Annotated in this window: 27 protein-coding genes; 10 read left to right on the top strand and 17 right to left on the bottom strand. The window is 69.9% G+C overall.

What is annotated here, in order from left to right; all coding sequences use genetic code 11:
- Positions 1-3 precede the first annotated feature (3 nt).
- Together thpR and Tbon_RS05540 are read right to left on the bottom strand one after the other, a co-directional pair.
- Positions 4-615, bottom strand: coding sequence for an RNA 2',3'-cyclic phosphodiesterase (thpR, locus tag Tbon_RS05535; protein WP_158066697.1), 612 nt, complete (start codon positions 613-615; stop codon positions 4-6).
- Entirely contained in the window at positions 612-1463 is an 852-nt protein-coding gene (locus tag Tbon_RS05540) for an amidohydrolase family protein (protein WP_192498180.1), read from the bottom strand. The genes thpR and Tbon_RS05540 overlap by 4 nt, the downstream gene beginning before the upstream one ends.
- Before the next feature lie 187 nt (positions 1464-1650).
- On the opposite strand from Tbon_RS05540, the gene Tbon_RS05545 reads away from it, so the two are divergent.
- Complete coding sequence (locus Tbon_RS05545) at positions 1651-3429, top strand: ABC transporter substrate-binding protein (RefSeq protein ID WP_158066699.1); 1779 nt, start codon at positions 1651-1653, stop codon at positions 3427-3429.
- 286 nt (positions 3430-3715) lie between these two features.
- On the opposite strand, the gene Tbon_RS05550 is transcribed toward Tbon_RS05545, so the two are convergent.
- Both Tbon_RS05550 and Tbon_RS05555 read right to left on the bottom strand, forming a co-directional pair.
- A complete protein-coding gene (locus tag Tbon_RS05550) occupies positions 3716-4444 on the bottom strand; it encodes a DUF4352 domain-containing protein (protein ID WP_158066700.1) in 729 nt (242 codons plus the stop codon).
- Between the two features lie 95 nt (positions 4445-4539).
- Entirely contained in the window at positions 4540-5391 is an 852-nt protein-coding gene (locus Tbon_RS05555) for a CAP domain-containing protein (protein ID WP_158066701.1), read from the bottom strand.
- Between the two features lie 324 nt (positions 5392-5715).
- Here Tbon_RS05555 and Tbon_RS05560 point away from each other — a divergent pair, with 324 nt between their 5' ends.
- Positions 5716-6657, top strand: coding sequence for an SPFH domain-containing protein (locus tag Tbon_RS05560; RefSeq protein WP_158066702.1), 942 nt, complete (start codon positions 5716-5718; stop codon positions 6655-6657).
- A 12-nt stretch (positions 6658-6669) separates the two neighbouring features.
- Here Tbon_RS05560 and Tbon_RS05565 read toward each other — a convergent pair whose 3' ends face one another.
- Positions 6670-7296 carry a DNA-3-methyladenine glycosylase family protein gene (locus tag Tbon_RS05565; RefSeq protein WP_192498181.1) on the bottom strand — a complete coding sequence of 209 codons (627 nt, stop codon included), beginning with the start codon at positions 7294-7296 and terminating at the stop codon, positions 6670-6672.
- An 86-nt stretch (positions 7297-7382) separates the two neighbouring features.
- Here Tbon_RS05565 and Tbon_RS05570 point away from each other — a divergent pair, with 86 nt between their 5' ends.
- Positions 7383-8132: an SDR family NAD(P)-dependent oxidoreductase gene (locus tag Tbon_RS05570; protein WP_225734717.1), complete on the top strand. Its 750-nt coding sequence runs from the start codon at positions 7383-7385 to the stop codon at positions 8130-8132.
- The gene (locus Tbon_RS05575; protein WP_158066704.1) at positions 8129-8938 is read left to right on the top strand and encodes an inositol monophosphatase family protein; all 810 of its coding nucleotides are present in this window, start codon (positions 8129-8131) and stop codon (positions 8936-8938) included. The genes Tbon_RS05570 and Tbon_RS05575 overlap by 4 nt, the downstream gene beginning before the upstream one ends.
- 41 nt (positions 8939-8979) lie before the next feature.
- Here the strand turns inward: Tbon_RS05575 and Tbon_RS05580 are convergent, their stop codons facing one another.
- From Tbon_RS05580 to Tbon_RS05605, 6 genes are all read right to left on the bottom strand, one after another.
- On the bottom strand, positions 8980-10086 hold the full coding sequence (locus tag Tbon_RS05580) for an NHL domain-containing protein (RefSeq protein ID WP_158066705.1): 1107 nt from the start codon (positions 10084-10086) through the stop codon (positions 8980-8982).
- Between the two features lie 247 nt (positions 10087-10333).
- Positions 10334-12220: a molecular chaperone DnaK gene (gene dnaK / locus Tbon_RS05585; RefSeq protein ID WP_158066706.1), complete on the bottom strand. Its 1887-nt coding sequence runs from the start codon at positions 12218-12220 to the stop codon at positions 10334-10336.
- Between the two features lie 27 nt (positions 12221-12247).
- Positions 12248-12859: a nucleotide exchange factor GrpE gene (locus tag Tbon_RS05590; RefSeq protein WP_158066707.1), complete on the bottom strand. Its 612-nt coding sequence runs from the start codon at positions 12857-12859 to the stop codon at positions 12248-12250.
- Between the two features lie 21 nt (positions 12860-12880).
- The gene (gene hrcA, locus Tbon_RS05595) at positions 12881-13915 is read right to left on the bottom strand and encodes a heat-inducible transcriptional repressor HrcA (RefSeq protein ID WP_158066708.1); all 1035 of its coding nucleotides are present in this window, start codon (positions 13913-13915) and stop codon (positions 12881-12883) included.
- A 129-nt stretch (positions 13916-14044) separates the two neighbouring features.
- Positions 14045-14269, bottom strand: coding sequence for a hypothetical protein (locus tag Tbon_RS05600; RefSeq protein ID WP_158066709.1), 225 nt, complete (start codon positions 14267-14269; stop codon positions 14045-14047).
- A complete protein-coding gene (locus tag Tbon_RS05605) occupies positions 14266-14733 on the bottom strand; it encodes a hypothetical protein (RefSeq protein WP_158066710.1) in 468 nt (155 codons plus the stop codon). Before Tbon_RS05605 ends, Tbon_RS05600 begins: the two co-directional genes overlap by 4 nt.
- A gap of 289 nt (positions 14734-15022) precedes the next feature.
- Between Tbon_RS05605 and Tbon_RS05610 the strand changes: the two genes are divergently transcribed.
- The 5 genes from Tbon_RS05610 (at position 15023) to Tbon_RS05630 (ending at position 17997) form a co-directional block, all read left to right on the top strand.
- Positions 15023-15406: a response regulator gene (locus Tbon_RS05610; protein ID WP_192498182.1), complete on the top strand. Its 384-nt coding sequence runs from the start codon at positions 15023-15025 to the stop codon at positions 15404-15406.
- 97 nt (positions 15407-15503) lie between these two features.
- A complete protein-coding gene (locus Tbon_RS05615) occupies positions 15504-15935 on the top strand; it encodes an Hsp20/alpha crystallin family protein (protein WP_192498183.1) in 432 nt (143 codons plus the stop codon).
- Between the two features lie 50 nt (positions 15936-15985).
- Entirely contained in the window at positions 15986-16399 is a 414-nt protein-coding gene (locus Tbon_RS05620) for a hypothetical protein (RefSeq protein WP_158066713.1), read from the top strand.
- 498 nt (positions 16400-16897) lie between these two features.
- Positions 16898-17353, top strand: a complete 456-nt coding sequence (locus Tbon_RS05625) for a hypothetical protein (protein WP_158066714.1) — start codon at positions 16898-16900, stop codon at positions 17351-17353.
- Positions 17354-17460: 107 nt separating this feature from the next.
- A complete protein-coding gene (locus tag Tbon_RS05630; protein WP_158066715.1) occupies positions 17461-17997 on the top strand; it encodes a hypothetical protein in 537 nt (178 codons plus the stop codon).
- A 127-nt stretch (positions 17998-18124) separates the two neighbouring features.
- Here Tbon_RS05630 and Tbon_RS05635 read toward each other — a convergent pair whose 3' ends face one another.
- The 4 genes from Tbon_RS05635 to Tbon_RS05650 all read right to left on the bottom strand — a co-directional run bounded on the left by Tbon_RS05635 (position 18125) and on the right by Tbon_RS05650 (position 20389).
- A complete protein-coding gene (locus Tbon_RS05635) occupies positions 18125-18739 on the bottom strand; it encodes a copper chaperone PCu(A)C (RefSeq protein ID WP_192498184.1) in 615 nt (204 codons plus the stop codon).
- Positions 18736-19383: an SCO family protein gene (locus tag Tbon_RS05640; RefSeq protein ID WP_192498185.1), complete on the bottom strand. Its 648-nt coding sequence runs from the start codon at positions 19381-19383 to the stop codon at positions 18736-18738. The genes Tbon_RS05635 and Tbon_RS05640 overlap by 4 nt, the downstream gene beginning before the upstream one ends.
- Positions 19384-19484: 101 nt before the next feature.
- Positions 19485-19949, bottom strand: a complete 465-nt coding sequence (locus Tbon_RS05645; protein ID WP_158066718.1) for a hypothetical protein — start codon at positions 19947-19949, stop codon at positions 19485-19487.
- Positions 19950-19993: 44 nt separating this feature from the next.
- Positions 19994-20389, bottom strand: coding sequence for a hypothetical protein (locus tag Tbon_RS05650; RefSeq protein WP_158066719.1), 396 nt, complete (start codon positions 20387-20389; stop codon positions 19994-19996).
- Positions 20390-20511: 122 nt separating this feature from the next.
- Here Tbon_RS05650 and Tbon_RS05655 point away from each other — a divergent pair, with 122 nt between their 5' ends.
- Positions 20512-21375 (top strand): SDR family NAD(P)-dependent oxidoreductase, encoded by an 864-nt coding sequence (locus tag Tbon_RS05655; protein WP_158066720.1) that lies wholly within the window; start codon positions 20512-20514, stop codon positions 21373-21375.
- Positions 21376-21387: 12 nt separating this feature from the next.
- Here Tbon_RS05655 and Tbon_RS05660 read toward each other — a convergent pair whose 3' ends face one another.
- Both Tbon_RS05660 and Tbon_RS05665 read right to left on the bottom strand, forming a co-directional pair.
- On the bottom strand, positions 21388-22128 hold the full coding sequence (locus Tbon_RS05660) for a phosphoglyceromutase (protein WP_158066721.1): 741 nt from the start codon (positions 22126-22128) through the stop codon (positions 21388-21390).
- Positions 22129-22145: 17 nt separating this feature from the next.
- Positions 22146-23450 carry an adenylosuccinate synthase gene (locus Tbon_RS05665; protein WP_158066722.1) on the bottom strand — a complete coding sequence of 435 codons (1305 nt, stop codon included), beginning with the start codon at positions 23448-23450 and terminating at the stop codon, positions 22146-22148.
- Between the last annotated feature and the right edge of the window lie 2 nt (positions 23451-23452).

Genomic DNA, 23452 nt, shown 5'->3' on the forward strand with positions numbered 1-23452 from the left:
GCGTCAGACCGGCTGCTGGATGACGCGGAGCGGGAAGCTGGCGACGGTCTCGTAGCTGGCACCAGCCTCGGAGAGGCGGCTGCGCATGAGGGAGACCTGGGCGGTGCGCCAGCTGACCTGGGGAACCTCGGTTTTGCCGACGGCCACTTCGATTTCGGCGCGCTGGCGGGTGGAGACCTCGTCGCGGACGCGGCCGAGGGTGAGGTGCGGCCGGAACGGCCGGCGCTCGGGTTCGAAGCCGACGACGCCGAGCGCGGCATTGACCGAGCGGACGAGCGCTTCGAGGCGGAGGACATCGCCGGCGACGCCGATCCACATCAGGCGGAGCCCCTCGCGGCCGCCGAAGGTGCCGATAGTCGAGAACTCGAGTTCGAATGGGGAGTGACCGACGACGGCCTCCTGGATGGCGAGCTTGATGTGGGGGAGCTTCCGGGTGGGGACTTCGCCGAGGAACTTGAGGGTGATGTGGACGCCCTCGGGCCGGACCCAGCGGACGGCGTTGCCGGAGCGGGCGCGGAGGTCTTCGATCACGGAGCGGATGGCGTCTTTGACGTCGTCCGGGACTTCACAGGCGACAAAGAGCCGGACGGACTCCTGGGGCGGTGTTTCGCTCATGGTTGCGGCAATCCAAAGAAGAGAGATGCGGCATTCCCGCCGCAGACCCCGGCAACGGCATCGGGCGGGAGTTCCGCGATGATGCGTTCGAGCTGACGCCGCGGGGCGAGCAACGGGAAATCGGAGCCGAAGAGCACGCGCCCCGGGCCGGCAAGGGCGACGACGCGCGCGACGGTACCTTCATCATACAGCAATGATGCGGCGGCGGTATCGAAATAGATATTTCCGATAGCCTGCCGAACTTCGGGCATCTGCAGGTAGAACGGGAGGCCGCCGCCGAGGTGGGCGGCGACCATGCGGGCGCCGGGGACGCGGGCGGCGAGTTCGCACAGTTCGGCGGGGGAGATGCCGCCGCGTTTGCCCGGGTAGGCGTGGCCGACCGGTTCGGAGACGTGCCAGAGGAGAACGGCGCCGGTTTCGGCGGCGAGGTGCGCGAGGCGGACGGCGTCGGGGCCGAGGGGGTCCCAGCCCTGGTTGTGGGGCCGGAGTTCGCCGAAGCCGCGGGCGCCGGCTTCGAGCCAGCGGGCGGCGGCAGCCTCCCAGCCGGGGAGGGCGAGGTTGAGGCAGGGGAGCGGGGCGAGGACGCCGGGGGCCTCGGCGGCGGCGGCCAGGAGGTAGTCGGCCTGCTCGGCCAGGCAGCGGGCATCGCGGAAGGCGAACCCGGCGGCGACGGCGCGTTCGATGCCGGCGCGGGCCATTGCGCGGCGGAGGGCCGGGGCATCGGCGAGTTTCGCGCGGGGGTCGCGGTACATCTCCGCGAAGGTGGGGTCGGCGTCGGCGAGGGCCTCGCGGCGGGCGGCCTGCGCGGGCGGGAAGAGGTGGGTATGGGCATCGATGCGGGGCGCCACGGCGGCATGGTAGCAGGGCGCCGGCCGGTCCGGCCCCGGGCTGGAGGCGAAGTATTCGACGTTTTCGAACGATCGATTGACAGCAGGCGGACGGGGTCGCAGGATTCCCGCATCATCCGGCGCATGGCCTATACCACGCATCGACGACGTGAATGGCTAAACATGCGCGTCTGCACGGGGGTTTGCATTGTCGGAGTACTGGGATCGGTTCTGGAAGGAGCGCCGCTCGCGGCGGCGGTTCCTCGGCGCGGCGACGGGCGTTGCCGCGGGGGCTGCCGGGCTGGCACTGGTCGGCTGCGGCGACGATGACGACAAGGGCGCGAGCCCGACAGCGGCCGGCGCCACAGCGACGGCTGCACCGCAGGCCACGCCCACGCCGAGCGACCCGTACGCCTCGGCGAAGCGCGGGGGCATCCAGAATTTGCAGGCGACGGGCGACCCGCCGTCGATCGACCCGTACGGGAACGCGTCGTTCCTGACGAAGGGCGTTGCCGCGTACGTCTACAGCCGGCTGTTCAAGTACAACGCCGGCCTGGGCGTGAAGCAGGCCGACCTGCGGCCCACCGGCGATGCCGCGGTGAGCGCGGAGGCGAGCCCCGACGGGCTGACCTGGACGATCAAGCTGCGGCCGGACATGAAGTTCCACAACGTGGCGCCGGTGAACGGCCGGGCGATCGGGACAGACGATATCAAGTACTCGTGGGGCCGGATGACGGCGGAGACCTCGGCGAACCGCTCGCAGGTCGCGTTCGTCGACCGGCTGGAGTACCCGGACGCCTCGACGGTGGTGTTCAAGCTGAAGGAGCCGAATGCCGCCTTCCTCGACGTGCTGGCCGACGCCAACCTTTTCTGGATCATGCCCAAGGAGGCGGACGGCGGCTTCGACCCGGCCAAGACGATGATCGGCTCCGGGCCGTGGATTCTCGAGTCGTATACGCCGGCGGTCGGGTTCAAATTCAAGAAGAACCCCGAGTGGTACATGAAGGGGTTCCCGCTGACGGACGGGGTTTCGCTGCAGATCATCCCCGAGTACGCGAACCGGCTGGCGCAGTTCCAGGCGGGCAACTCGGATGCGGCGGGCCTGAACGCGGAAGACCTGATCAACGTGAAGAACGCCCTGCCGAAGGCGCAGCTCTACGGCGAAGTGAGCCAGCTGCTGTCGTTCTTCTACATGGATTCGAAGCCGGACTCGCCGTGGAACAAGGACCCGCGCGTCCGCCTGGCGATTTCGATGTGCACCGACCGGGCGGCCCTGCTCGACCTCGCCTACAACGTCAAGAAGCTGAAGGAGGCCGGCCTCGACGTCTCCGAGCGGTGGAACAACCTCATCCCCGCCGGCCTCGTCCGCTTCTGGCTCGACCCGCTCTCCGCGCAGCAGGGTGAGACCTCGAAGTACTTCAAGTACGACCCGGCCGAGGCGAAGAAGCTCCTCGCTGCCGCCGGCTACCCGGACGGCTTCAGCACCGTCTACCAGTACACCGCCAACCGCTACGGGTCGGCGTTCAATACGGTGGCTGAGGCGAACATCCAGTACCTGAACGCCATCGGCATCAAGACCACGACCGACGTCCAGGACTACTCGTCGAAGTACATCACCCAGACGTTCGCGGGGAACTTCACGGGCATCGCCTTCGGCTACGAAACGCCCTTCCCGGAGGCCGGCAGCTACCCGATCCGGTTCTTCACCGACAACCCGCTCAACCACTCGAAGGTGAAGGACCCGGAGCTCGAGGACCTCGCCCGCAAGCAGCAGCGGGAGCTCGACCCGGCCAAGCGCAAGGAGCTTTTCTTCGAGATCCAGCGCAAGAACGCGGCCAAGATGTGGTACATCCCCCAGAACCAGGGCGCCGGCACCGCCTGGACGGGCTACCGGGAGTGGGTGAAGAACGTGGAGATTCAAACGGTGCCGGGTTCGTACGGCGGCGCCACCGAGGTGCTGCCCTTCCGTTGGCTCGATAAGGCCTGACCTTCAGACCTTATTGAGAACCCCCCTGCTGGGGCCCCCGTTCCGCTATCGAGGGAGCGGAGCGGGGGCCTCGCACATTTCCTACGACGGAGAGGGGCAGGGCGGACGCATCGCGGCTGCCGCGGCGGAAGACGGGGAAGCCCCCGGCGACCCGCCGGAGCGGTGGGCGGCGGAGGCGGGGAGACACCCGGTGTTCGCGATCGTTGACGGGTGAGCGCCCGGCGGCAGCAGCAAACGGGGGAGCGCGGTGTGCGCTCCCCCGCCGTGGTCGGCCCCGGGATGGAGGTCAGGGTGCCTCGAAGTAGAGGTCGTTCTTCAGGAAGATGTTCGGGTCGGCGCGGAGCCACTTGATGCCGGCGCCCTCGGGGACCTGGAAGTAGATCCAGCCCTGCTTCTTGCCGCCGGGGGTGAGGTCGCTGTAGATGGGGTCGAGGTCGGGCAGGTCGACCACGGGTCCGATGACGTCCTGCTCGTGCTCGTTGTCGTTCGTATCGCGGAGCTTCCAGTCGAAGGAGCCTACCTCCTTCGTGCCGATGTTTTCGTGGATGACTTCGATGCCGATCCAGCGCATGCCGGCCTTCGGCCTGGAGAACTGGTTGGTTGAGACGACCGGGTCCTTGATCTGCACGATGGTGACGCGCGACCGCTTCTCAGGGTTGCCGTCGGGGGCGATTTCGCCGGAGGAGCCGGGCGCGAGGGGCACCCGGACGTCGCCCTTGCTGGTGCCGGCGGCCGGTGTACCGGAGGAGGCGGAGGTGCCGCCCGTGTCGCTGCTGTCGGAGCCGCCGCCGGCCGCCGCCGCGATGATGACGATCACGATGAGGATGCCGAGGAGCGCGCCGCAGCCGATGCCGACCTTCTTGAAGAAGCTGCCGCCGGACTTTTCGGCCGGGAGCTGGACCTGGCCGGAGATGATGGCCTGGCGGCGGGCGGCGTACTCTTCATCGGTGATGCGGCCGCGCGCCTTGAGCTGGTCGAGTTCCTGGAGCAGTTTCTCGGTGGGTGACTTGGCCATTCGCGATACCCCGCTGTGAGATGGCGGGGATTGTCGGACGGCCGGGCGTCACCTCCTGACGCGCTGTCGCGCCGATTTCGCGAACGGCCCGGGGTCTACTGCGGTGCCACGGCGAAGGGGACAGCGGCAACGACCCAGTAGCGCGTGCCCGGCTGGAGGGCGGCGAGGGTGTTGAGCCCGGGATGGAGGTGCGGGCTCCAGCGGAGCCAGCGGCCGGCCGCCGGGTCGTAGGCGTAGACGCCGCGGACGGCGCTCCCCGCAGGCCCAAACACGGCGGCGACGGACGCCGGCTGACCCTGCCAGGTGAAGGATGCGACGCCGGCGCCGAAGGCCAGGGCCGAGGGCGCTCCCGGCTGCGCGGGCGCCGGGGGCGGAGGCGGCGGGGGCGTCGGCGGCGGGGGCGTCGGGGTGGGCGCTGCTGCCGCGCTGCCCGGCGTACCGTAGCCGAAGGCCAGGACCCAGTAGACGCCGTAGGTGCTGCCCGGAGCCGTGTGGCGAGCGACGCCGACCAGGGTGAACGCGCCGTCGAGCATGATGGCGTTGTGGCCGGGGGAGCTCTTCCAGGCCTGGAGGACGGCCGCTGGAGCGGCGAGCGGCACGCCGGCGGCGAGGTTTTCGCCGCCGGGACGGGCGACGCCGCAATCGGGCATCCGCTGCCAGGGCGAGCGGCCGAGCGAGTCGGTGTGGTCGAAGCCGGAGCGGCCGGCGAGGTCGATGGCCATCCAGGTCGCGGCGCGCACGAGCGCGGCGTCGGCGGCAACCGGCTGAAGCCCCTGGCTCGCCCGGTAATCGTTCAGGAGCTGAATGAACGCCTGCTCGTCGGCGTCGAGCGAGGTGTCGGGGACGTCGCAGTTCGCGACGGCGCGCGACGCGTGCGGGGGGCTCGCGAGCAGGAGCGCCGCAGCGAGGGCAAGGGCAGCGAGCGGGGCACGGCAGCGAACGGGCATGGAGAACCTCCGGCCTGTGTCGTTCAGTACATCGGTCGGCGAGGGCAGGATGGGTCAGGGGGTTACCGAGAGATGCAGTTGGGCGAGGTCCGGCGCTGTGGGCGGTTTCGCCGGGTGTGTACTCCTCCGCAGGGGCGCCACCGGACCTACCGTAGCGGCAGCGGAGGGGAAGAAACGACCGGGATTTCCCCGATTCTGCGTAAACCGTCGGCAAATTTCGCGGGGGCTGGCGGTCCGAGCGCGCATGCCACCCGGGATAGAGATAAGCAGCTATACTTGGCGCAATCCGGGGCCGTCCGTGGCCCCTTGAGCGAGGAGCCTCACATGGCAGGTCTCATCATCCTCGGCGTTGCAGCCGTCATCGTGCTCGTGCTGCTGTTCGGTTCGCTGTTCACGGTGGAGCAGCAGACGGCGGCGATTGTGGAGCGGTTCGGGAAGTTCCGGCGGGTCGCCGGGCCGGGGCTCAACGTGAAAATCCCGCTCATCGAGCGGGTCGCGGGCCGGGTGAACCTGCGGGTGCAGCAGCTGGATGTGGCGGTCGAGACGAAAACGCTGGACAACGTGTTCGTCCACACGGTGGTGGCGGTGCAGTACCGGGTGATCCCGGACCGGGTCTACGACGCGTTCTACCGGCTCGACCAGCCGACCGTGCAGATCACGGCGTACGTGTTCGATACGGTCCGGGCGCGGGTGCCGAAGATGGAGCTGGACGCCGTCTTCGAACGGAAGGACGAGATTGCGATGGCGGTGAAGAACGAGCTCTCGGGCGAGATGAGCGACTTCGGCTTCCAGATCGTGCAGGCGCTGGTGACCGACATCGACCCGGACAAGAAGGTGAAGGAGTCGATGAACGAGATCAACGCGGCGAAGCGGATGCGGGAGGCGGCGCTGGAGCGGGGCGAGGCCGACAAGATCCTGAAGGTGAAGGCGGCCGAGGCGGAAGCGGAGAGCAAGGCGCTCCAGGGGCAGGGCATCGCGAACCAGCGGCGGGCGATCATCGACGGGCTGCGGGACTCGGTCGACCAGTTCCAGCAGAGCATCGCCGGGGTCACGCCGGAGGCGATCATGCAGCTGGTGCTGATGACGCAGCATTACGACACGGTGAAGGAGATCGGGGCGGCCTCGCGGGCGAACACGATCTTCGTGCCGTATTCGCCGGCGGGCATGTCGGACTTCTACGCGCAGATCCGGGATGCGCTCATCTCGGCGAACGCGGCAACGACACAGGCGGACGTGGACCAGGCGGACCGGGCGGGGCAGCCGTAGCGCGGGCGCCGGTCAGGCGGGGAGGGCGGTGTCTTCGCTGCGCCAGAGGTAGAGGCAGGCGACGGTGGCGTGCGGGCGCCAGGGCTCGCCGATGCTGCGGACCTGCTCCGGCTTCGGCATGGCCGGGAGGCCGTAGCGGCGCATGATGGCGCGGTTGATGCCGAGGTCGTTGACGGGGAGCACATCGGGCCGCTGGAGCTGGAAGATGAGGAACATCTCGGCGGTCCAGCGGCCGATGCCGCGGACGCGGACGAGGTGGGCGACGACCTCCTCGTCGGGCCAGTGCTCGAGGCCGCGCTCATCGAGGTCGCCCGCGACGAAGTGGGCGGCGAGGCTGTGGAGGGACGCGATCTTCTGGCGGGAGAGGCCGGCGGCACGGAGCGTTTCCGGGGGCGTGGCGAGGACAGCGGCGGGCTCCGGGAAGGCGCCATCGGGGCCGTAGAGCGCGCGGAAGCGCTCGAAGATGGTGCCGGCGGCGCGGCCGGAGAGCTGCTGGTAGACGATGCTGCGGCAGAGCGCTTCGAAGTGGCCCGGCCGGGGCGGGCGGAGTTCGAGCGGGCCGACGGCGCGGACGAGGCCGGCCATGACGGGGTCGGCAGCGGCGAGGTGGGCGGCCGCGGCGGCGAGGTCGATGGGCACGGAGGACATGGTACGGCATGCAGCGGCCTGACCGGCCGGGCCCGGCGAAGGTGATCGGTTCGCGGACGGCAGGGAGAATGGGGCGCATGGAACGGTTCTCCCTTTCGGGCAAGACAGCGCTGGTCACGGGCGGCTCGCGCGGCATCGGCTACGGGATTGCGAAGGCGTTCATCGAGGCGGGGGCGCGGGTGATCATCGCGGCGCGGAGCGAAGGGCCGCTGCAGGAGGCGGCGGCATCGCTTGGGGCGAACTGCATCGGGCTCCGGTGCGACGTGGGGGAACCGGCGGAGGTGGCGGCGCTGGTGGAGCGGGCGTGGCAGCTCGGGCCGCTGGATATCCTCGTGAACAACGCGGGCATCAGCCCCTACTACAAGCGCGCGGAGCAGGTGACGCCGGAGGAGTTCGACGCCGTGGTGCGGGTGAACCTGCGGGGCGCCTATTTCGCGAGCGTGGAGGCGGCGCAGCGGATGTTCGCCGCCGGCCGGGGCGGGAGCATCATCAACGTGACCTCGGTGGCGGGGATCGTGCCGCTCGAGCGGCAGGGCGTGTACGCAGCGACGAAGGCGGGGCTGCACCAGCTCACGAAGGTGATGGCGCTCGAATGGGCGGACCGGGGCGTGCGGGTGAACGCGATCGCGCCGGGCTGGGTGGAGACGGACCTCGTGGATGAGCTGTTCGCGAGCCGCCACGGGGAGCGGCTGCGGGCCGACATCCCGATGGGGCGGCTGGCCACGCCCGACGACGTGGCGGGGGCGGCGGTCTGGCTGGCAAGCGACGCGGCGAGCTACGTGACCGGCAGCATCGTCGTCATCGACGGCGGGCGGCAGCTGCGGTGAGCGCCGACCCGCTGGACCGCGAGCTGCTGGCGCTGGCGGAGGCGGCGGCGCGGGAGGCGGGCGCGCTCATCGCGCGGTACGCGGCCGAGGGATTCGCGGTCGGGACCAAGACGACCGTGACGGACATGGTGACGGAGGCGGACCGGGCGGCCGAACGGCTGATCGCGGAGCGGCTGCTGGGCGCGCGGCCCGGCGACGGCTTCGTCGGAGAGGAGGGCGGGCGCGAGGCAGGCAGCTCGGGCGTGCGGTGGGTGGTTGACCCGCTCGACGGGACGACGAACTTCATCTACGGGATCCCGGCCTATGCCGTCTCCATTGCGGCGGAGCGGGACGGGGCAGTTGTGGCAGGGGTCGTGCACGACGTGGCCCACGGGCTGACCTATGCGGCCGTCCGGGGCGGCGGCGCGACCTGCAACGGGCAGCCGATCCGGGTCCGGGAGCAGGCGCGGCTGGCGACGGCGCTGGTGGGGACCGGCTTCGCCTACGACCCGGCCCGGCGGGCGGAGCAGGCGGCGGTGCTGGCGCGGGTGCTGCCGGCGGTCCGGGACATCCGGCGGATGGGGTCGGCGGCGCTCGACCTTGCGCACGTGGCGTGCGGGATGCTGGACGGCTATTACGAATACCGGCTGAACCCGTGGGATATCGCGGCGGGCGGACTGATCGTCGAGGAGGCCGGGGGGCTGGTCGGGGGGTTCGGGGGGCGGAGCTTCGCGGAGGGATACGTGGTGGCGGCCGGGCCGACGGTATTCGCGGAGCTCAGCGCGCTGGTGGAGGCGGCCTACCGGGCGGCCGTCCCAGGGGCGTAAATCCGGTCCCCCGGGGCGCCTCGAACGCGTGCAGATTCATCTCAGGGAACCGGCTCCACGACCCGGATGCGGTGATTCAAATAGTCTGAGACGTAGAGGCGGGAGCCGTAAAGCGCCAGCCCGACGGGCAAGTCGAACCGCGCCCGGTCGGCCGGCCCCTCGACGTAGCCGCGCTCGCCGGTCCCCGCAACCACCCGCACCGCGCCGCCAGGCGTCAGCGCCACGACCCGGTAGTTGTCGGTATCAGCAACATAGACGGTCCCGTCTTCGGCGACCGCGACGCTGGCAGGATGCTTCAGCCCCCGGATGGGAAGCGTCGTCACCTCCCCGTCCCGCGTCACCCGGCGGATGGCGCTGTTGGCCTGGTCGGCCACGTAGAGCGCGCCGTCCGGCCCAAGCACGATGTCCGCGAGCGGCGAGAACCGGGCTTCCGCCCCCTTGCCGTCCCGGAGCCCGATCTCGCCGCTCCCCGCCAGCGTCCGCACGACGCCTTCGGGGCTGATGACCCGGATCCGCGTGTTATCGGTATCGGCGACATAGATCGTCCCGTCCTCGGCCACGGCAACCCCTTTCGGCAGGGAGAAGCGGGCCTCGCCGGCCGGCCCGTCGGCGAAACCGCCGTCCTGGCCCATCCCCGTCGGACCCGACCCCGCCACCGTCTCCACCCGCCCGTCCGGCGTCACCCGCCGGATCGTGTGGTTCACCGAGTCCGCAACGTAGATGCTCCCGTCCGGCCCGACCGCAATGCCGTTCGGCCCGTTGAACTGCGCCTCCCGCGCCGGCCCGTCGCGCAGCCCGGGCCCGTTGCCCCCCGCAACCGTGGTGATGTTCCCCTGCGGGTCGATCTTCTTGATCGCATGGTTTTTGTGGTCGGCCACGTAGAGGTTCCCGTCCCGGTCAACCGCAAGCCCCGTCGGCAGATTGAGCGGGGCCGCCCACCCCGGCTGGACCGGCTCCCGGACGCCGGGCGGCCCTTCCCCGGCGAGCGTCCACACCACCGGCGCCACCGGCGCTGCCTCCTGCGGGCGCTCCTCGCCCCGCTGGGCCAGCGGCCCGCTCGTGGTCAGGACCACAGCGCCGGCGCCCGCCGCCACCCCGACGCCCGCAACGGCGAGGAGGACTTTGGCAAGCAGGGACCCGCTCCACATGGCACCTACCTCCGCCTCCCGGGGAGCTTGTGCCGGGAACCTCGCCCGGCCGCGCGCCCGCCGGGCGGACGCTCTCCGGAGAGGGTTCTGCCGGGATGGTAGGGTGCGGCCGGGCGGCTGGCAATGACAGCCGTTGACCGGGGCTTTTCCTCCGCGTCATGCCGGCAGCACCAGGAAGGGCGCCCGAAAGCTGGGCGCCCTTCCTCATGATTGGTGCCGGGGGTGCGGCGTCCGGCCGCGGCCCGGGTCAGACCTCGCGGAACTCGCCTTCGACGGTGCCCTCCTCGGCGGGACCGGAGCCGGACGGGCCGGACGAGGCGCTGCCGGCGCCGGCGGCGCCGTAGACGGCTTCGCCGATCTTCTGGAGGGAGGCGGAGAGGGCGTCCATGGCGGAGCGCATGCGGGCGACGTCATTGGACTCCATGGCTTCGCGGACGGCCTTCACCTTCTCCTCGACCTCCGTCTTCAGGTGGGACGGGATCTTGTCGGCGTTGTCGCGGAGGGTCTTTTCGGCCTGGTAGGCCATGGTGTCGGCGGTGTTCTTCACCTCGATGGCTTCGCGCTTGCGCCGGTCTTCTTCGGCGTAGAGCTCAGCCTCGCGCTGCATCCGCTCGATCTCCTCCTTGGTGAGACCGGAGGAGGGCTGGATGGTGATCTTCTGCTCGCGGCCGGTGCCCTTATCGCGGGCGGAGACGGAGACGATGCCGTTGGCGTCGATATCGAAGGTGACTTCGATCTGGGGCACGCCGCGGGGCGCGGGCAGGATGCCATCGAGGATGAAGCGGCCGAGCGATTTGTTGTCGGCGGCCATGGGCCGTTCGCCCTGGAGGACGTGGATTTCGACGCTCGGCTGGTTGTCGGCCGCAGTGGAGAAGATCTGGCTCTTGGAGGTCGGGATGGTGGTGTTGCGCGGGATGATCGGGGTCATCACGCCGCCGAGGGTTTCGATGCCGAGGGTGAGCGGGGTGACGTCGAGGAGGAGGACGTCCTTCACTTCGCCCTTGAGGACACCGGCCTGGACGGCGGCGCCGACGGCGACGACCTCATCGGGGTTGACGCCCTTGTGGGGCTCTTTGCCGAAGAAGTCGGCGACGAGCTTCTGGATGGCGGGCATGCGGGTCTGGCCGCCGACGAGGACGACTTCGTCGATATCGGATGCCTTCTTGCCGGCGTCGGCGAGGGCCTTTTTGACCGGCTCGAGGGTGCTCTGGAGCAGGTCGTGGACGAGCTGCTCGAGCTTCGAGCGGGTGAGGGTGATGTTGAGGTGCTTCGGCCCGCTGGCGTCGGCGGTGATGAAGGGGAGGTTGATCTCCGTCTGCTGGGCGGAGGAGAGTTCGATCTTCGCCTTCTCGGCCTCGGCCTTGAGGCGCTGGAGGGCCTGGCGGTCCTGGCGGAGGTCGATGCCCTCCTGCTTCTTAAACTCGTCGATCAGCCAGTCAATGATGCGCTGGTCGAAGTCGTCGCCGCCGAGGTGGGTATCGCCGTTGGTGGAGAGGACCTGGAAGGTGCCGTCGCCGATCTCGAGGATGGAGATATCGAAGGTGCCGCCGCCGAGGTCGTAGACGGCGATCAGCTCGTCCTTCTTTTTATCGAGGCCGTAGGCGAGCGAGGCGGCGGTGGGCTCGTTGATGATGCGCAGGACTTCGAGGCCGGCGATCTTCCCGGCGTCCTTGGTGGCCTGGCGCTGCGCATCGTTGAAGTAGGCCGGGACGGTGATGACGGCCTCGGTGACCGGTTCGCCGAGGTAGGCTTCGGCATCGGCCTTCAGCTTCTGGAGGATCATGGCGCTGATCTCGGGCGGGCTGTAGGTGCGGCCGCCGAGGACGACCTGGCAGTCGCCGTTGGGGGCTGCGGTCACCTTGTAGGGGACGAGCTTGATATCGCGCTGGACTTCGGGGTCGTTGAACTTGCGCCCCATGAAGCGCTTGATGGAGAAGATGGTGTTCTCCGGGTTGGTGATGGCCTGGCGCTTGGCAACCTGGCCGACGAGCCGTTCGCCGGTCTTGGTGATGGCGACGACGGAGGGGGTGGTGCGGGCGCCTTCCGCGTTGGGGATAACGACGGGCTCGCCGCCTTCCATGACGGCCATGCAGCTGTTGGTGGTGCCGAGGTCGATGCCGAGAACTTTACCCATAGTGTGTGCTCCTGGTTTGGGGTGGTATCAGGTGCCGGACTGGCCGGCTTCGGGAGTGGTGCCGTCGCCAACGATGACCATGGCGGGGCGGAGGACTTTGCCGCCGAGGTTGTAGCCCTTCTGGACGACGTGGAGGACGCGGCCTTCGGGGCCGGCCTGGCGGGCGATGGCTTCGTGGCAGGCCGGGTCGAACTGGGCGCCTTCGGCGGGGATTTCGCTGACGCCCATGGACTCGAGGAGCCGCCAGAACTTCTGGTGGATGTTGATGATGCCCTGGACCCAGTTGAGGCCTGCGAGGTGCGAGTCGACGGAGGCGACGGCACGGTCGAGGTCATCGAACACGGGAAGCAGGTTGATGACGAGGGCAGCGTTGGCGAGCCGGTGGGACTCGCTCCGCTCCTGTTCGACGCGGCGCTTGTAGTTGGCGAAGTCGGCGGCGGTGCGCTGCCAGTTGCGGTAGTAGGACTCGGCCTTTTCGCGCTCGGCCTCGAGCTGGCTGACCGGGTCGCCGGCTGCGCCTGCGGCCGGGTCTGCGGGGCGTTCGGCGCCGCCGTCGCCGGCGAGGGCCCCGGGGTCGGCGGTGCGCTCATCGGGGTTGCTGGTGGTTTCGACGGTGCGGTCGTCACCGGGTTCGCTCATGGTGCCTCCTGGTCGGCGGGGTCATTCGCCCCCGCCATAGAATTCGCGGATCAGTTCGGTGAGGATGTCGCTCACGTAGCGGACGTGGGCGACGGCATCGCTGTAGTGCATGCGGGTGGGGCCGAGCAGGCCGACGATGCCGGCGGCGCCGCCCGGGGGCCCGTAGCGGGCGAGGACGAAGGACATCTCCTGGTAGGGGCCCTCGCGGTTTTCATCGCCGATGACGATGGCGACGCTGGCGTCATCGACCGCTTCGGCGGGGATGGCGTCGCGGAGGCGGCGCTCATCGACGGCCTCGAGGGCATCGAGGAGGCGGTCAGCCTTTTCGAATTCGGGCTGGCGGAGGAGTTCGCGGACGCCTTCGACGACGGGCTCCTCGACGCGGGCGGCCTGCTCGCGGAGGAGGAGGTCGGTGAGGGCGGCGATGACGGCGGATTCGACGGCGCCGAGCGGCTCGGCGGTCTCCGTGCGCGGGAGCTCGGCGACGGTCCTGCCGCCGAGTTCGGCGTTGAGCCGGAGCGCCAGGCGGGAGAGGTACTCCTGCGAGGCGGCGACCGGGAAATCGAGGATGCGCTGGTGGACGCCGCCGTCGGAGGTGACGACGACGAGGAGTGCGCGGGTTTCGGTCAGCTCGACGAGCTGGAGCTGCTTGAGGCGGACCTCGGCGACGCGGGGCTGGGTGACGAGCGCCATGTTGTGCAGGCTGTTGGCGAGGACGGAGGCGGCGAGGCCGACCCACTCCTCGAGGTCACGCGAGGCCTGGTGGAACTGGTGGAGGATGGTGAACTGCTCCTGGGGGGTGAGGGAGCGTTCGGGCATGAGGGCGGAGACGTAGTAGCGGTAGCCGCGGTGGGAGGGGATGCGGCCCGCGGAGGTGTGGGGGTGGGTGATCATGCCCTCGTCTTCGAGCGCGGCCATCTCGTTGCGGACGGTGGCGGGGGAGAGGGGCAGGCGGTGGCGCTCGACGAGGGCCTGCGAACCGACAGGCTGCGCCGAGCCGACGAAGTCGTCGACGATGAGTGCGAGGATGCGGGCCCGGCGCTCTGACAATGGCATTATCAACCCCTCGCTGCCATGTTAGCACTCTTTCCATCCGAGTGCTAACCGTCGTGGGGATAGTGTACCACGGGCCGAAACGCGGGTGGAGCGGCCGGGCAGACCGGGGCCGGGGGCCCGAACGGGGGATTATCGGCGGCGGTGGCGGGTCTTCTCGTCGAAGCGCTGCCAGCCCTCGTCGAGGGCCTCGCGGGCGGCCTGGCGGCCGGCTTCGAGCATGTCGCGGGCGGTATCGCCGATGCCGAGGACGATGGCGCGGGCCCAGGCGACGATGGGGTGTTCCTCGCGCTCCGGGGGCTCGGGGGCGAGCGGCTCGGGCTCGGGGGTGCGGCCGGCGGGCTCGTCGGGCGTCATCTCTTTTTTCCGTGGCGGCGGCCGCGGATGCGGTCGGGCAGGCCGGTTATGGCGGAGAGGCCGGCGCGGACGCCTTTCGCGACGGCGTAGACGCGGATGATGGGGCTGGCGACCGTTTCGCCGGCGAACTCGGTGGTGCCGCGGATGTTGTCGAGCGACTGGCGGAGGGAATCGAGCGCCGGGGCGGCGTTTTCGCGCACGACCTTGCGGACGACGAAGACCAGCGCGATGAGCGCGGCCATGAAGATGACGGCGAGGATGCCGGCCAGCACCCAGAAGAGGCCGAGGAGGACGATGACGATGTCGCGCCACTCGCTCCAGGAGTCGGGGGCGGCCCAGGCGTCGGGGACGGCGCGGTCGGGGATGATGTCGGCGCCGAAGTAGCCGTCGGCGATGGCGCCGACGACGAGGTAGACGAGGAAGAGGAGGATGGCCGCAGAGACAACGGTGGCGATGAAACGCATGCGGGGCACCTCCAAGCGTTGGGGCGATGATAGGTGCGTTCCGCCGGGTGAGCAAAGCGCTTCCGTTTGCGTATTCGCTGCGTGACAATTCGGGAAATTCACGGCGGCTTCTGTGGAACAGCCGCTCCCTATCAGGGGAATCCCGAATGCCGCACGGGTGCAGGGGCGCGCAGAATGGGCGCGAAAGGCAGCGCGTCGTTGCGCACGTGGGGGACTGGTGTACCGGGAGCGCGCATCAACCGCCATGCCAGGGCCGGGGAGGCCGGGCGGACGACCGGAGGACGTGCCCATGGCGGCAACCATCCTGGTAGTCGATGACGATGATCCGGTGCGGGTGATGCTTGCCCGGCTGCTCCGGACGCACGGCTTTACGGTGCTGCAGGCGGCGCACGCGGCGGAGGCGCGCGCGATCCTCGAGCGGGAGCAGGTCGACCTGGTGGTCTCGGACATCGTGATGCCCGGGGAATCGGGGATTGAGCTGCGGCGGGCGGTCCTGGAGCAGCGGCCGGAGCTGCCGTTCATCCTGATCAGCGGCTACAGCGCCGAGGGGCCGGCCGAGTTCGCGGCGCGGGCACCCCGGACGATCTTTGTGCAGAAGCCGTTTGCGGCGGACCAGTTCCTGCGGCTGGTGGAGGCGACGCTGGGGACGGGGCATCAGCGCTCCGGCGGCTGACGGGACCGATCGGCCCGGGGAATATGCCCGAACGGATATCGCGGCGATACCCGGCGGATCGGCATGCTCCATGGGAGACCACATGGAGGTACGAGCGATGACAGGCCTGGTCCGCTGGAATCCGTTCGAGGAGTTCGGGAGCCTGGTGCCGCGGGAGTGGCTCGCGCGGTTCGGGTTCCCGGCAGAGACGGCCTGGAGCCCGCGCTGCGACGTGACGGAGCGGGATGATGCGATCGTGGTGCACGCCGAGCTCCCGGGCGTCGATGCGAAGGACATGGAGGTGACGGTCGAGAACGGCGTGCTGACGCTGCGCGGCGAGAAGCGCTCGGAGCGGAAGGAAGAGGAGAAGGGCCGGACGTACAGCGAGCGGTTCTTCGGCTCGTTCGAGCGGCGGCTGGCGATCCCGGAGAGCGTGGACGCCGACCGGATCGAGGCGAAGCTGAAGGACGGGGTGCTGGAGGTGACGCTGCCGAAGCGGGCGCCGGAGCCGAAGGAGCCCGGGCGGAAGATCGAAATCAAGGCCGGCTGAGCCGGCGGGGGCGCGCCGGGGCGCGGGAGGCCCCGGGGAGGGCGCGGGCGATGGTCGCGTTGACGGAGCAGAGCAGGGAGAGCGGGTGGTTCGTTGAGCTGGCGACGGGGCGGGTGGTGCGCCGCCCGCTCCCGGGGGCGCATACTGGGAGCGCGGGGCTCCCGTCCCGCGCAGAAGAGGAGGCACCGATCATGGCCGAGAACGACCTCGACCCGCGCGAAGACCTGAAGGGTGCGAAGGAGTTCATCCAGCACCTGCACCCGCTGAAGGCGATCAAGGAGGCGCTGATGGAGGGCGCCGAGCTGCTCGACCCGGCCGAAGCGGACCCACGGGCCATCGTGCCCGAGCCGGATACCGTCTCGGAGGTGGCCGAGGGCGGCCCTGGCGGGAAGCCGCCGAAGCCGCGGGAGGCGCACCCGATGCCGGACGCGAAGGAGCTGGAGAAGGAGCACCGGGGGTATTGAGGGGGACCGCAGCATTTTCACGCTGAACCCGCAATTGACCCCTTGACAACCGCTCCGCCCGATGTAGTTTTTTAATTGAGATTGCGATAGGCGCCCGGTGCCGAAGAGGCCCGGTCCCCGCCGACTCGCAGAGACTCGAAAGGAGGGACGGATATGCGGAACAAGCTGCACGCCCTCTACGGAGTCTTCATCGTGCAGAGGCCCGGCCTGCAGTAGGCAGGCCGAACGCCAGCCGCCGCGGGCCCGTATCCACGGTGTTGCCCCAGGTGCCCGGGAGCAGATGAAGTCCAGTGCGATGCTGGCGCCCCGGTTCGCTCCGTGAAGGAGCGGCAACGGATACGGAAGTCCCGGTGAACGGCGGCAACCTCCAGCCGGTGCAGCGCCCGGCGGCCGGCTGAGGAGGCGAACGGATACCGGACAGGCCCCGCATCTGCGGGGCCTGTTAGCGTTTCTGCCCGGGCAGGCGCATTCGGCGGAGACGCAGTAGGCTTGGTCGCCATGCGACGGGTGGCCTTCCTGGCGGCGGTGCTGGCGCTGGCGGCAGCGGCGGTATTGCCCGGGGCGCGGGCGTACGAGGTGCAGACCGTCGAGGTCTCGGAGGGCGGATTCAACCCGACGGTGTGCCAGATGAACCGGGAGTACCTGCGGTTCAAGAACGTGGGGAGCACCCCGCGGCGGGTGGTCTGGCGGCCGCCGACCCCGGGCGGGGAGCCGCTCTTCGACAGCGGCTGGCTGGCGCCGGGCGAGGTTTCGAACGCGGTGTACATGGGCTTCCCCGGGACGTTTTGGTTCGAGGACTTTGAGAACGCGGGCAATTTCGTCATCGTGAAGACGCCGGTGTACTCGGCGACCTGGCCGGTGGAGTGCTCGCCGGACCCGGCGAAGCGGCCGCCGGCGCCGCCGTGCACCGGTGCGGCGCACTGCCTGCGGGTCCCGGGCGTGGCGATGGACTGACCCGGGAGCGAATGCCGGGGGGCCTTGACCGGGCGGTGACACGATCGCAGGGGCTGCGGTACGCTCGGGGAGCCCCGTGGCGGGGTGCGGGGGACCGTGGAGGTTCGATGAGCGAACACCGCTTCCGGCCGCTGATCGCGGCCATTGCGCTCGCCATGGCGCTCGCGGGCGGGCTGAGCGTGGCCTTCTTCGGCGCGGCGACGGAATCGGCGTCGGCGTACGACCGGTACACCATCGAGGTGAGCCGCGAGGGGTTCAACCCGACCACCTGCCGAATCAACCGGGGCGACGAGATCCAGTTCCTGAACGTGGACGCGGTGCCGCTGCGGGTCTACAAGCCCGGACACGGCGGGCTGCCGGCCGACCCGGATTTCGTGCTCCAGCCCGGCGAACGGTCAACGGTGTTCAGCTACACGGCGGGCACAACGGACCGGTACTACACCGACAGCGGGCAGTCGGTGGAGGTGCTGACGCCGCCGCGTTCGAACACCTGGCAGACGTCGTGCGCGAAGGAGGCCCCGACGCCGACGCCGACCCCGACCCCGACCCCGACGCCGCCGGGCGGCGGTGCGCCGCCGAAGCCGGCGCGCTGCTGGGGGAACGGGTGCGCAGTGATGCCGAACCTGGCATCCGATGGGGAGTAGCGGCAGCGGGCGGCTGCGGCGCACCGGGAACGAAGCGGCCCGGGAGCTGCGGTGCTCCCGGGCCGGACCGTTACTGGCGGAGGCGATGCGCGGCCGGTGAGGGACGGCTAACGCCCCTGCGAACCCCTCAGTACCCTGAGCCGGCGGTGGGGGAAGTCATCCCACCCGATGCCGTGGGAGAGCCCATGCCGGACGAGGAGTCGTGCGCGTTGTGGTTCATGTCGGGGCCTGAACCGGCGGCCTTCTTCACGGGCGCGGTGATCTTGATTTCGCCGGCCTTCTCGAACTTCAGGGTGAGTTCGACTTTCTCGCCTTCCTTCGGCTGCTGCTTCAGGTCCATGAGCATGATGTGGTAGCCGCCGGGCTTCAGTTCGACCGCGCCGCTGGCGGGGACGGGGAAGCCGCCCGGCTTCTCCTGCATCTTGCTGCTGCTGCCTTCGGTAATGGCCTCGTGGAGCTGGGCCATGCCCGCGATGGGAGAGGAGACGCTCACGAGGGTATCGGCGGCGCCCTTGCTCTTGATGGTCATGTAGGCAGCGGTGACGTTGTTCGTGGTGGTGCGGACCCAGGGGTCGACGATGGTGAGGTCGCCGAGCTTGAACTCCTGGTGGTCGTGGCCGTCGTCGGCCTGCTGTTTGCCGGTGTCGTCGTCATCGCCGCCGCAGGCGACAGCGGCGAGCGCCGCAAGGAGGGCGACGATGGCCATGAGTGCGAAGAGAACGCGGGTGCGTGGGGACGTCATTCTTTGCGGAATCCTTTCTTCACGAGGAGCGGGAGGTCGTTGAGCCATTCCTTCTGCCCCATGCCGGAGGGGTAGACGGTGTAGGCGTAGTTGTCTTTGGTGAAGGCCATGACGTAGGCGGCGTGGTTGACGGCGTAGTTGCCGCCGCCAAGGTCGGTGCGGGTGGCGGGCTGAAGGCCAAGGGCGACCTGGAACTGGTCCATGAGGTCGCGGGTGCCGGTCAGCCCGATGAAGTCGGGGTCGAAGGTATCGAGGTACTGCTTGAGCCGCTCGGGCGTATCCCGCTCCGGATCTGCCGTCGCGAAGACGACCTTGATCTGCTTGCGGATGTCGGGGTCGAGCTTTTTGAGCGCCTCGCTGATTTCGTAGAGGTGCGTGGGGCAGATATCGGGGCAGTGGGTGTAGCCCACGTAGAGCAGCGTGACGTACCCTTCGGTCTCCTTGCGGAGGTCGAAGGGCTTTCCGTTCTCATCCATGAGGACGGCGTCGGGCTTTTCGATGGGCGGCGTGACGATCGCCCCCATGTACTGCGCGCCGCCGGGCGAGGTGTCGTCGCCGTCATCGCCGGAGCAGGCGACGGCTGCGGGGACGAGCGCAACGGCGGCGAGAGCGAGGGCGAGCGTGTGCCAGGAGAAGCGGGGCATGGGGTGCTCCCTTTGGGATATCGTGCACCTTCGAGTGTAGATCGGCATCCCGGATGCGGCTGCGGCCGAACGGCCGTGCCGGGCGGGCTACCGGCCGCCGTTCAGTGCGCGTGCGCCGGCCCCTTAACGCCAGCTTTCTCGTAGAGCCAGCCCCAGGCGGCATCGGAGAACTCGTGCTGGGCGTCGTGGGCCTTTTTCGCGGCGGCGCCGGCCTTCGCGAGGTCGGGGCTGTCGCCTTCGAGGGCGGCGGCCAGTTCGCCGAGAATGCCGGCGAGCGCGTCGGCCTTCGGCTTCAGCTCGGCGGGCCAGGCGGTGGTCTTGACGACGGCCTGGCCTTTCAGGGCCGTCGCGCGGGCCGTTGCGGGGACGGTGCGGTCCTTGTTGATGGCGTCATCGATGGCGTGGTAACCGGCGCCATCGAGGAAGGTGACGGCGGCGAGCACGGCGGCGGTATCGCCGGCGTGTGCGTCGTCACTGTCGTCGCCGCCGCAGGCAGCGGCGAGCGGGAGGATGAGGAGCGCGGCAAGGCCCGGGAGGAGCAGCCGCGCGGCTGAGGTTCGAAGCATGCAGGTTCCCTCGCGAATCTGGGGCGCGGAGGGCGCGCCGGGTTTCAGGCGATGGCGGGCGCGAGGGCAGTGCGGCGGGGCGGGCCGGGCTCCGGGGCCGGGGTGTGCTGGAGGGCGAGCCGCGTGATCGGGGCCCGGACCGGCAGGAGCGGCCCGCCGGGCAGGGCAAGGGCGACCGCCGCGGCGAGGAGGCTGACGGCGAGTGCGAACGACCCGGGGCCGCTCGAGCATTCGGCGGCGTCGGCGTGGCAGTGCTGGTGGTGGTCGCCGGCGGCGGTTTCGCCGCTGGCGAAGGGCAGCACCAGCACGTCGGCGGTGCCGGGAATGGGGAGGGCGATGGCCGGCCAGTGGCCGAAGTAGGTGAGGGTCGGCAGCAGCGCGACGAGCAGCACGGCTGCGAGGTGCGGATGGGCGCTGGCCTTCCCCTGCGGGTTGTGCACGATGCCAGAATGGCAAATGCCGGGACAGCGTGCCAGCCTGTGGCGGCGGGTTCCCCGCAGGGCGTGCGGTGTCGTAGACTCCCGGTCACCCTGTCATAGGGAGTTCAACGGAGGGGCACCCGATGAAGAATCTGCAGGACCGCGTCGCCGTGGTGACCGGGGCGTCGCGGGGGATCGGCACCTACATTGCGAAGGAGCTGGCGAAGGAGGGCTGCCACGTGGTGCTGGCGGCGCGGACGGCGCCGGCGCTGGAGGGGCTGGCGGAGGAGATCCGGGCAATGGGCCGGCGGGCGCTGGCGGTGGCCTGCGATGTGGCGGACGGCGACAGCCGGCGGTCGCTGGTCTCGGCGGCGACGGCGGAGTTCGGGCGGATCGACATCCTGGTGAACAATGCCGGCATCGAGGTGACCGCTCACTTCGAGGACCAGGACGACGAGGAGCTGGACCGGATCATCCGGGTGAACCTGATTGCGCCGATGCAGCTGACGCGGCTGGTGCTGCCGGGGATGCTGGAGCGGAAGCGGGGGCACATCGTGAACATCGCCTCGCTGGCGGGGAAGGTGCCGGTGCCGTACTCGTCGCCGTATGCGGCATCGAAGGCGGGGCTGATTGCGTTCACGGAGGGGCTGCGGGCCGAGCTGCAGGGCACCGGGGTTTCGGCGAGCGCAATCTGCCCGGGGTTCGTGGCTGACGCCGGGATGTACGCTGACTGGGAGCGGCAGACCGGGACGAAGGCCTCGTTCCTCGCAGGCACGGTGAAGCCGGAGCGGGTTGCGCGCGATGTGGTGAAGGCGATCCGGAAGAACCGGCCGGAGATGCTGCAGTTCTGGGTGCCGGCGCGGCCGACGGCGGTGCTGGCGGAGCTGGCGCCGGGGACGTTCGAGAAGATTTACCCGATTTTCGGGGTGAAGAAGACGTACCAGAAGATTGCCGACCGGCGCCGGGAGGAGAAGCGGAAGGCGCAGCAGGGCGCAGCGGCCGGCTGAGGCGCGCAGACGTCAGCCGGCCTGGCGGGCGACGGCTTCGGCCGCGGCCCGCGCCGCCTCGGGGTCGCCGAGGTAGCGGGAGCTCACCGGCCGGAAATGCTCGTCGAGTTCGTAGACGAGCGGGATGCCGGTGGGGATGTTGAGTTCGGCGATCGCGTCGTCGCTGATGCCGTCGAGGTGCTTGACGAGGGCGCGGAGGCTGTTGCCATGGGCGCCGACGAGGACGCAGCGGCCGGCGCGGAGGTCGGGCACGATGGCGTCGTACCAGTAGGGGAGCATGCGCGCGACGACGTCCTTGAGGCACTCGGTCGCGGGGAGGAGGTCGGGCGGGAGGGCGGCGTAGCGGCGGTCGAAGCGGGGGTGGCGCTCATCGTCGGGGTCGAGCGGGGGCGGGGGGACATCGTAGCTGCGGCGCCAGGCGAAGACCTGCTCGGGGCCGTACCGCTCGCTGGTCTCCTTCTTGTTGAGGCCCTGGAGTGCGCCGTAGTGGCGCTCGTTCAGGCGCCAGTGGCGGCGGACAGGGATCCAGTGCTGGTCCATGACATCGAGCGCGATGTTGACGGTCTGGATGGCGCGGCGGAGGAGGGATGTATGGGCGACATCGAAGGAGAGGCCTGCGTCGCGCATCAGTTCGCCGGCGCGGACAGCCTCGGCGCGGCCGGTTTCGGAGAGGGCGACATCGTGCCAGCCGGTGAAGCGGTTCTCGAGGTTCCAGGTGGATTCGCCGTGGCGGAGGAGGACGAGGGTGTACATGGCGCGTTCAGCCCGGGCTAGAAGATGGGGTTGACGATGATGGCCTGTTCGCGGGCGGGGCCCACGGAGATCAGGTCGACGGGGCACTCGAGGAGGTCTTCGACCCGGCGGATGAAGGCCTGGGCCTGGGGCGGCAGGTCATCGAAGGAGCGGACGTGGGTGGTGGGCGTCTGCCAGCCGGGGAGCTCTTCGTAGACGGGGCGGACCCGTTCGAGCTCGGATTCGCGGGCGGGGAAGGTGTCGATGATGCGGCCGTCGAGTTCGTAGGCGGTGCAGATTTTGATGGAGGGGAGGGAATCGAGGACGTCGAGGCGGGTGAGGGCAACGGCGGAGAGGCCGTTGAAGCGGACGCTGTAGCGGGCGGCGACGGCATCGAGCCAGCCGATGCGGCGCGGGCGGCCGGTGGTGGTGCCGTATTCGCCGCGGCCGAACTCTTTGCCGTGGTCGCGGAGCTGGTCGGCGATGCTGTCGAACAGCTCGGTGGGGAAGGGGCCGTTGCCGACGCGGGTGCAGTAGCTCTTGAAGACGCCGACGACGCGGCTGATGTCGGTGGGGCCGATGCCGACGCCGAGGGCGGCGCCGGAGCTGGAGCTGGAGGGGACGGAGGAGGTGACGTAGGGGTAGGTGCCGTGGTCGAGGTCGAGGAGGGAGCCCTGGGCGCCTTCGAGGAGGACGTATTCGCCGCGGCGGTGGGCTTCGAGGACGATCTCCTGGACATCGCCGACGTAGGGGCGGAGTCGCTGCCCGTACTCGATGTACCGTTCGAGGCAGTCACGGAAATCGAGCGGCTCGGCGCCGTAGACGCCGGTGATGACGCGGTTCTGGTAGGCGAGGGCGGCCTCGATGCGGGGGACGAGGTCGTCGCGGCGGAGGAGGTCGCAGATGCGGATGCCGCGGCGGGCGACCTTATCGGCGAAGCAGGGGCCGACGCCCTTGCCGGTGGTGCCGATGGCGTGGGCGCCGCGGGCCTGCTCATCGAGCTGGTCGAGGAGGCGGTGCCACGGCATGATGACGTGGGCGCGGTCGGAGACGACGAGGCGGGAGGTATCGATGTTCTTCTGCTCGAGGCCTTCGATTTCGCCGAGGAGGACCTCAGGGTCGACGGCGACGCCGTTGCCGATGACGCAGGTTTTTTCGGGGTAGAAGATACCGGCCGGGACGAGGTGGAGTTTGAACTCGCCGAGTTCGTTGACGATGGTATGGCCGGCATTATTGCCCGCAGAGTAGCGGGCGACGACACGGGCTTTGCGGGCGAGCAGGTCGACGATGCGGCCCTTGCCTTCGTCGCCCCACTGGCCGCCGACGACGACGACGATGGGCATCA

The organism is Tepidiforma bonchosmolovskayae (assembly GCF_008838325.1).
Lineage (GTDB): Bacteria > Chloroflexota > Dehalococcoidia > Tepidiformales > Tepidiformaceae > Tepidiforma > Tepidiforma bonchosmolovskayae.

What these genes read in the sequence shown, in the direction of transcription:
- Tbon_RS05635 (WP_192498184.1), bottom strand. Translation starts at nt 18,739, where the DNA reads ATGACGTCCCCACGCACCCGCGTTCTCTTCGCACTCATGGCCATCGTC.
- hrcA (WP_158066708.1), bottom strand. Translation starts at nt 13,915, where the DNA reads ATGCCATTGTCAGAGCGCCGGGCCCGCATCCTCGCACTCATCGTCGAC.
- Tbon_RS05665 (WP_158066722.1), bottom strand. Translation starts at nt 23,450, where the DNA reads ATGCCCATCGTCGTCGTCGTCGGCGGCCAGTGGGGCGACGAAGGCAAG.
- Tbon_RS05615 (WP_192498183.1), top strand. Translation starts at nt 15,504, where the DNA reads ATGACAGGCCTGGTCCGCTGGAATCCGTTCGAGGAGTTCGGGAGCCTG.
- Tbon_RS05630 (WP_158066715.1), top strand. Translation starts at nt 17,461, where the DNA reads ATGAGCGAACACCGCTTCCGGCCGCTGATCGCGGCCATTGCGCTCGCC.
- Tbon_RS05550 (WP_158066700.1), bottom strand. Translation starts at nt 4,444, where the DNA reads ATGGCCAAGTCACCCACCGAGAAACTGCTCCAGGAACTCGACCAGCTC.
- Tbon_RS05645 (WP_158066718.1), bottom strand. Translation starts at nt 19,949, where the DNA reads ATGCTTCGAACCTCAGCCGCGCGGCTGCTCCTCCCGGGCCTTGCCGCG.
- dnaK (WP_158066706.1), bottom strand. Translation starts at nt 12,220, where the DNA reads ATGGGTAAAGTTCTCGGCATCGACCTCGGCACCACCAACAGCTGCATG.
- thpR (WP_158066697.1), bottom strand. Translation starts at nt 615, where the DNA reads ATGAGCGAAACACCGCCCCAGGAGTCCGTCCGGCTCTTTGTCGCCTGT.
- Tbon_RS05660 (WP_158066721.1), bottom strand. Translation starts at nt 22,128, where the DNA reads ATGTACACCCTCGTCCTCCTCCGCCACGGCGAATCCACCTGGAACCTC.
- Tbon_RS05620 (WP_158066713.1), top strand. Translation starts at nt 15,986, where the DNA reads ATGGTCGCGTTGACGGAGCAGAGCAGGGAGAGCGGGTGGTTCGTTGAG.
- Tbon_RS05655 (WP_158066720.1), top strand. Translation starts at nt 20,512, where the DNA reads ATGAAGAATCTGCAGGACCGCGTCGCCGTGGTGACCGGGGCGTCGCGG.
- Tbon_RS05625 (WP_158066714.1), top strand. Translation starts at nt 16,898, where the DNA reads ATGCGACGGGTGGCCTTCCTGGCGGCGGTGCTGGCGCTGGCGGCAGCG.
- Tbon_RS05570 (WP_225734717.1), top strand. Translation starts at nt 7,383, where the DNA reads ATGGAACGGTTCTCCCTTTCGGGCAAGACAGCGCTGGTCACGGGCGGC.
- Tbon_RS05600 (WP_158066709.1), bottom strand. Translation starts at nt 14,269, where the DNA reads ATGACGCCCGACGAGCCCGCCGGCCGCACCCCCGAGCCCGAGCCGCTC.
- Tbon_RS05555 (WP_158066701.1), bottom strand. Translation starts at nt 5,391, where the DNA reads ATGCCCGTTCGCTGCCGTGCCCCGCTCGCTGCCCTTGCCCTCGCTGCG.
- Tbon_RS05560 (WP_158066702.1), top strand. Translation starts at nt 5,716, where the DNA reads ATGGCAGGTCTCATCATCCTCGGCGTTGCAGCCGTCATCGTGCTCGTG.
- Tbon_RS05610 (WP_192498182.1), top strand. Translation starts at nt 15,023, where the DNA reads ATGGCGGCAACCATCCTGGTAGTCGATGACGATGATCCGGTGCGGGTG.
- Tbon_RS05590 (WP_158066707.1), bottom strand. Translation starts at nt 12,859, where the DNA reads ATGAGCGAACCCGGTGACGACCGCACCGTCGAAACCACCAGCAACCCC.
- Tbon_RS05640 (WP_192498185.1), bottom strand. Translation starts at nt 19,383, where the DNA reads ATGCCCCGCTTCTCCTGGCACACGCTCGCCCTCGCTCTCGCCGCCGTT.
- Tbon_RS05605 (WP_158066710.1), bottom strand. Translation starts at nt 14,733, where the DNA reads ATGCGTTTCATCGCCACCGTTGTCTCTGCGGCCATCCTCCTCTTCCTC.
- Tbon_RS05580 (WP_158066705.1), bottom strand. Translation starts at nt 10,086, where the DNA reads ATGTGGAGCGGGTCCCTGCTTGCCAAAGTCCTCCTCGCCGTTGCGGGC.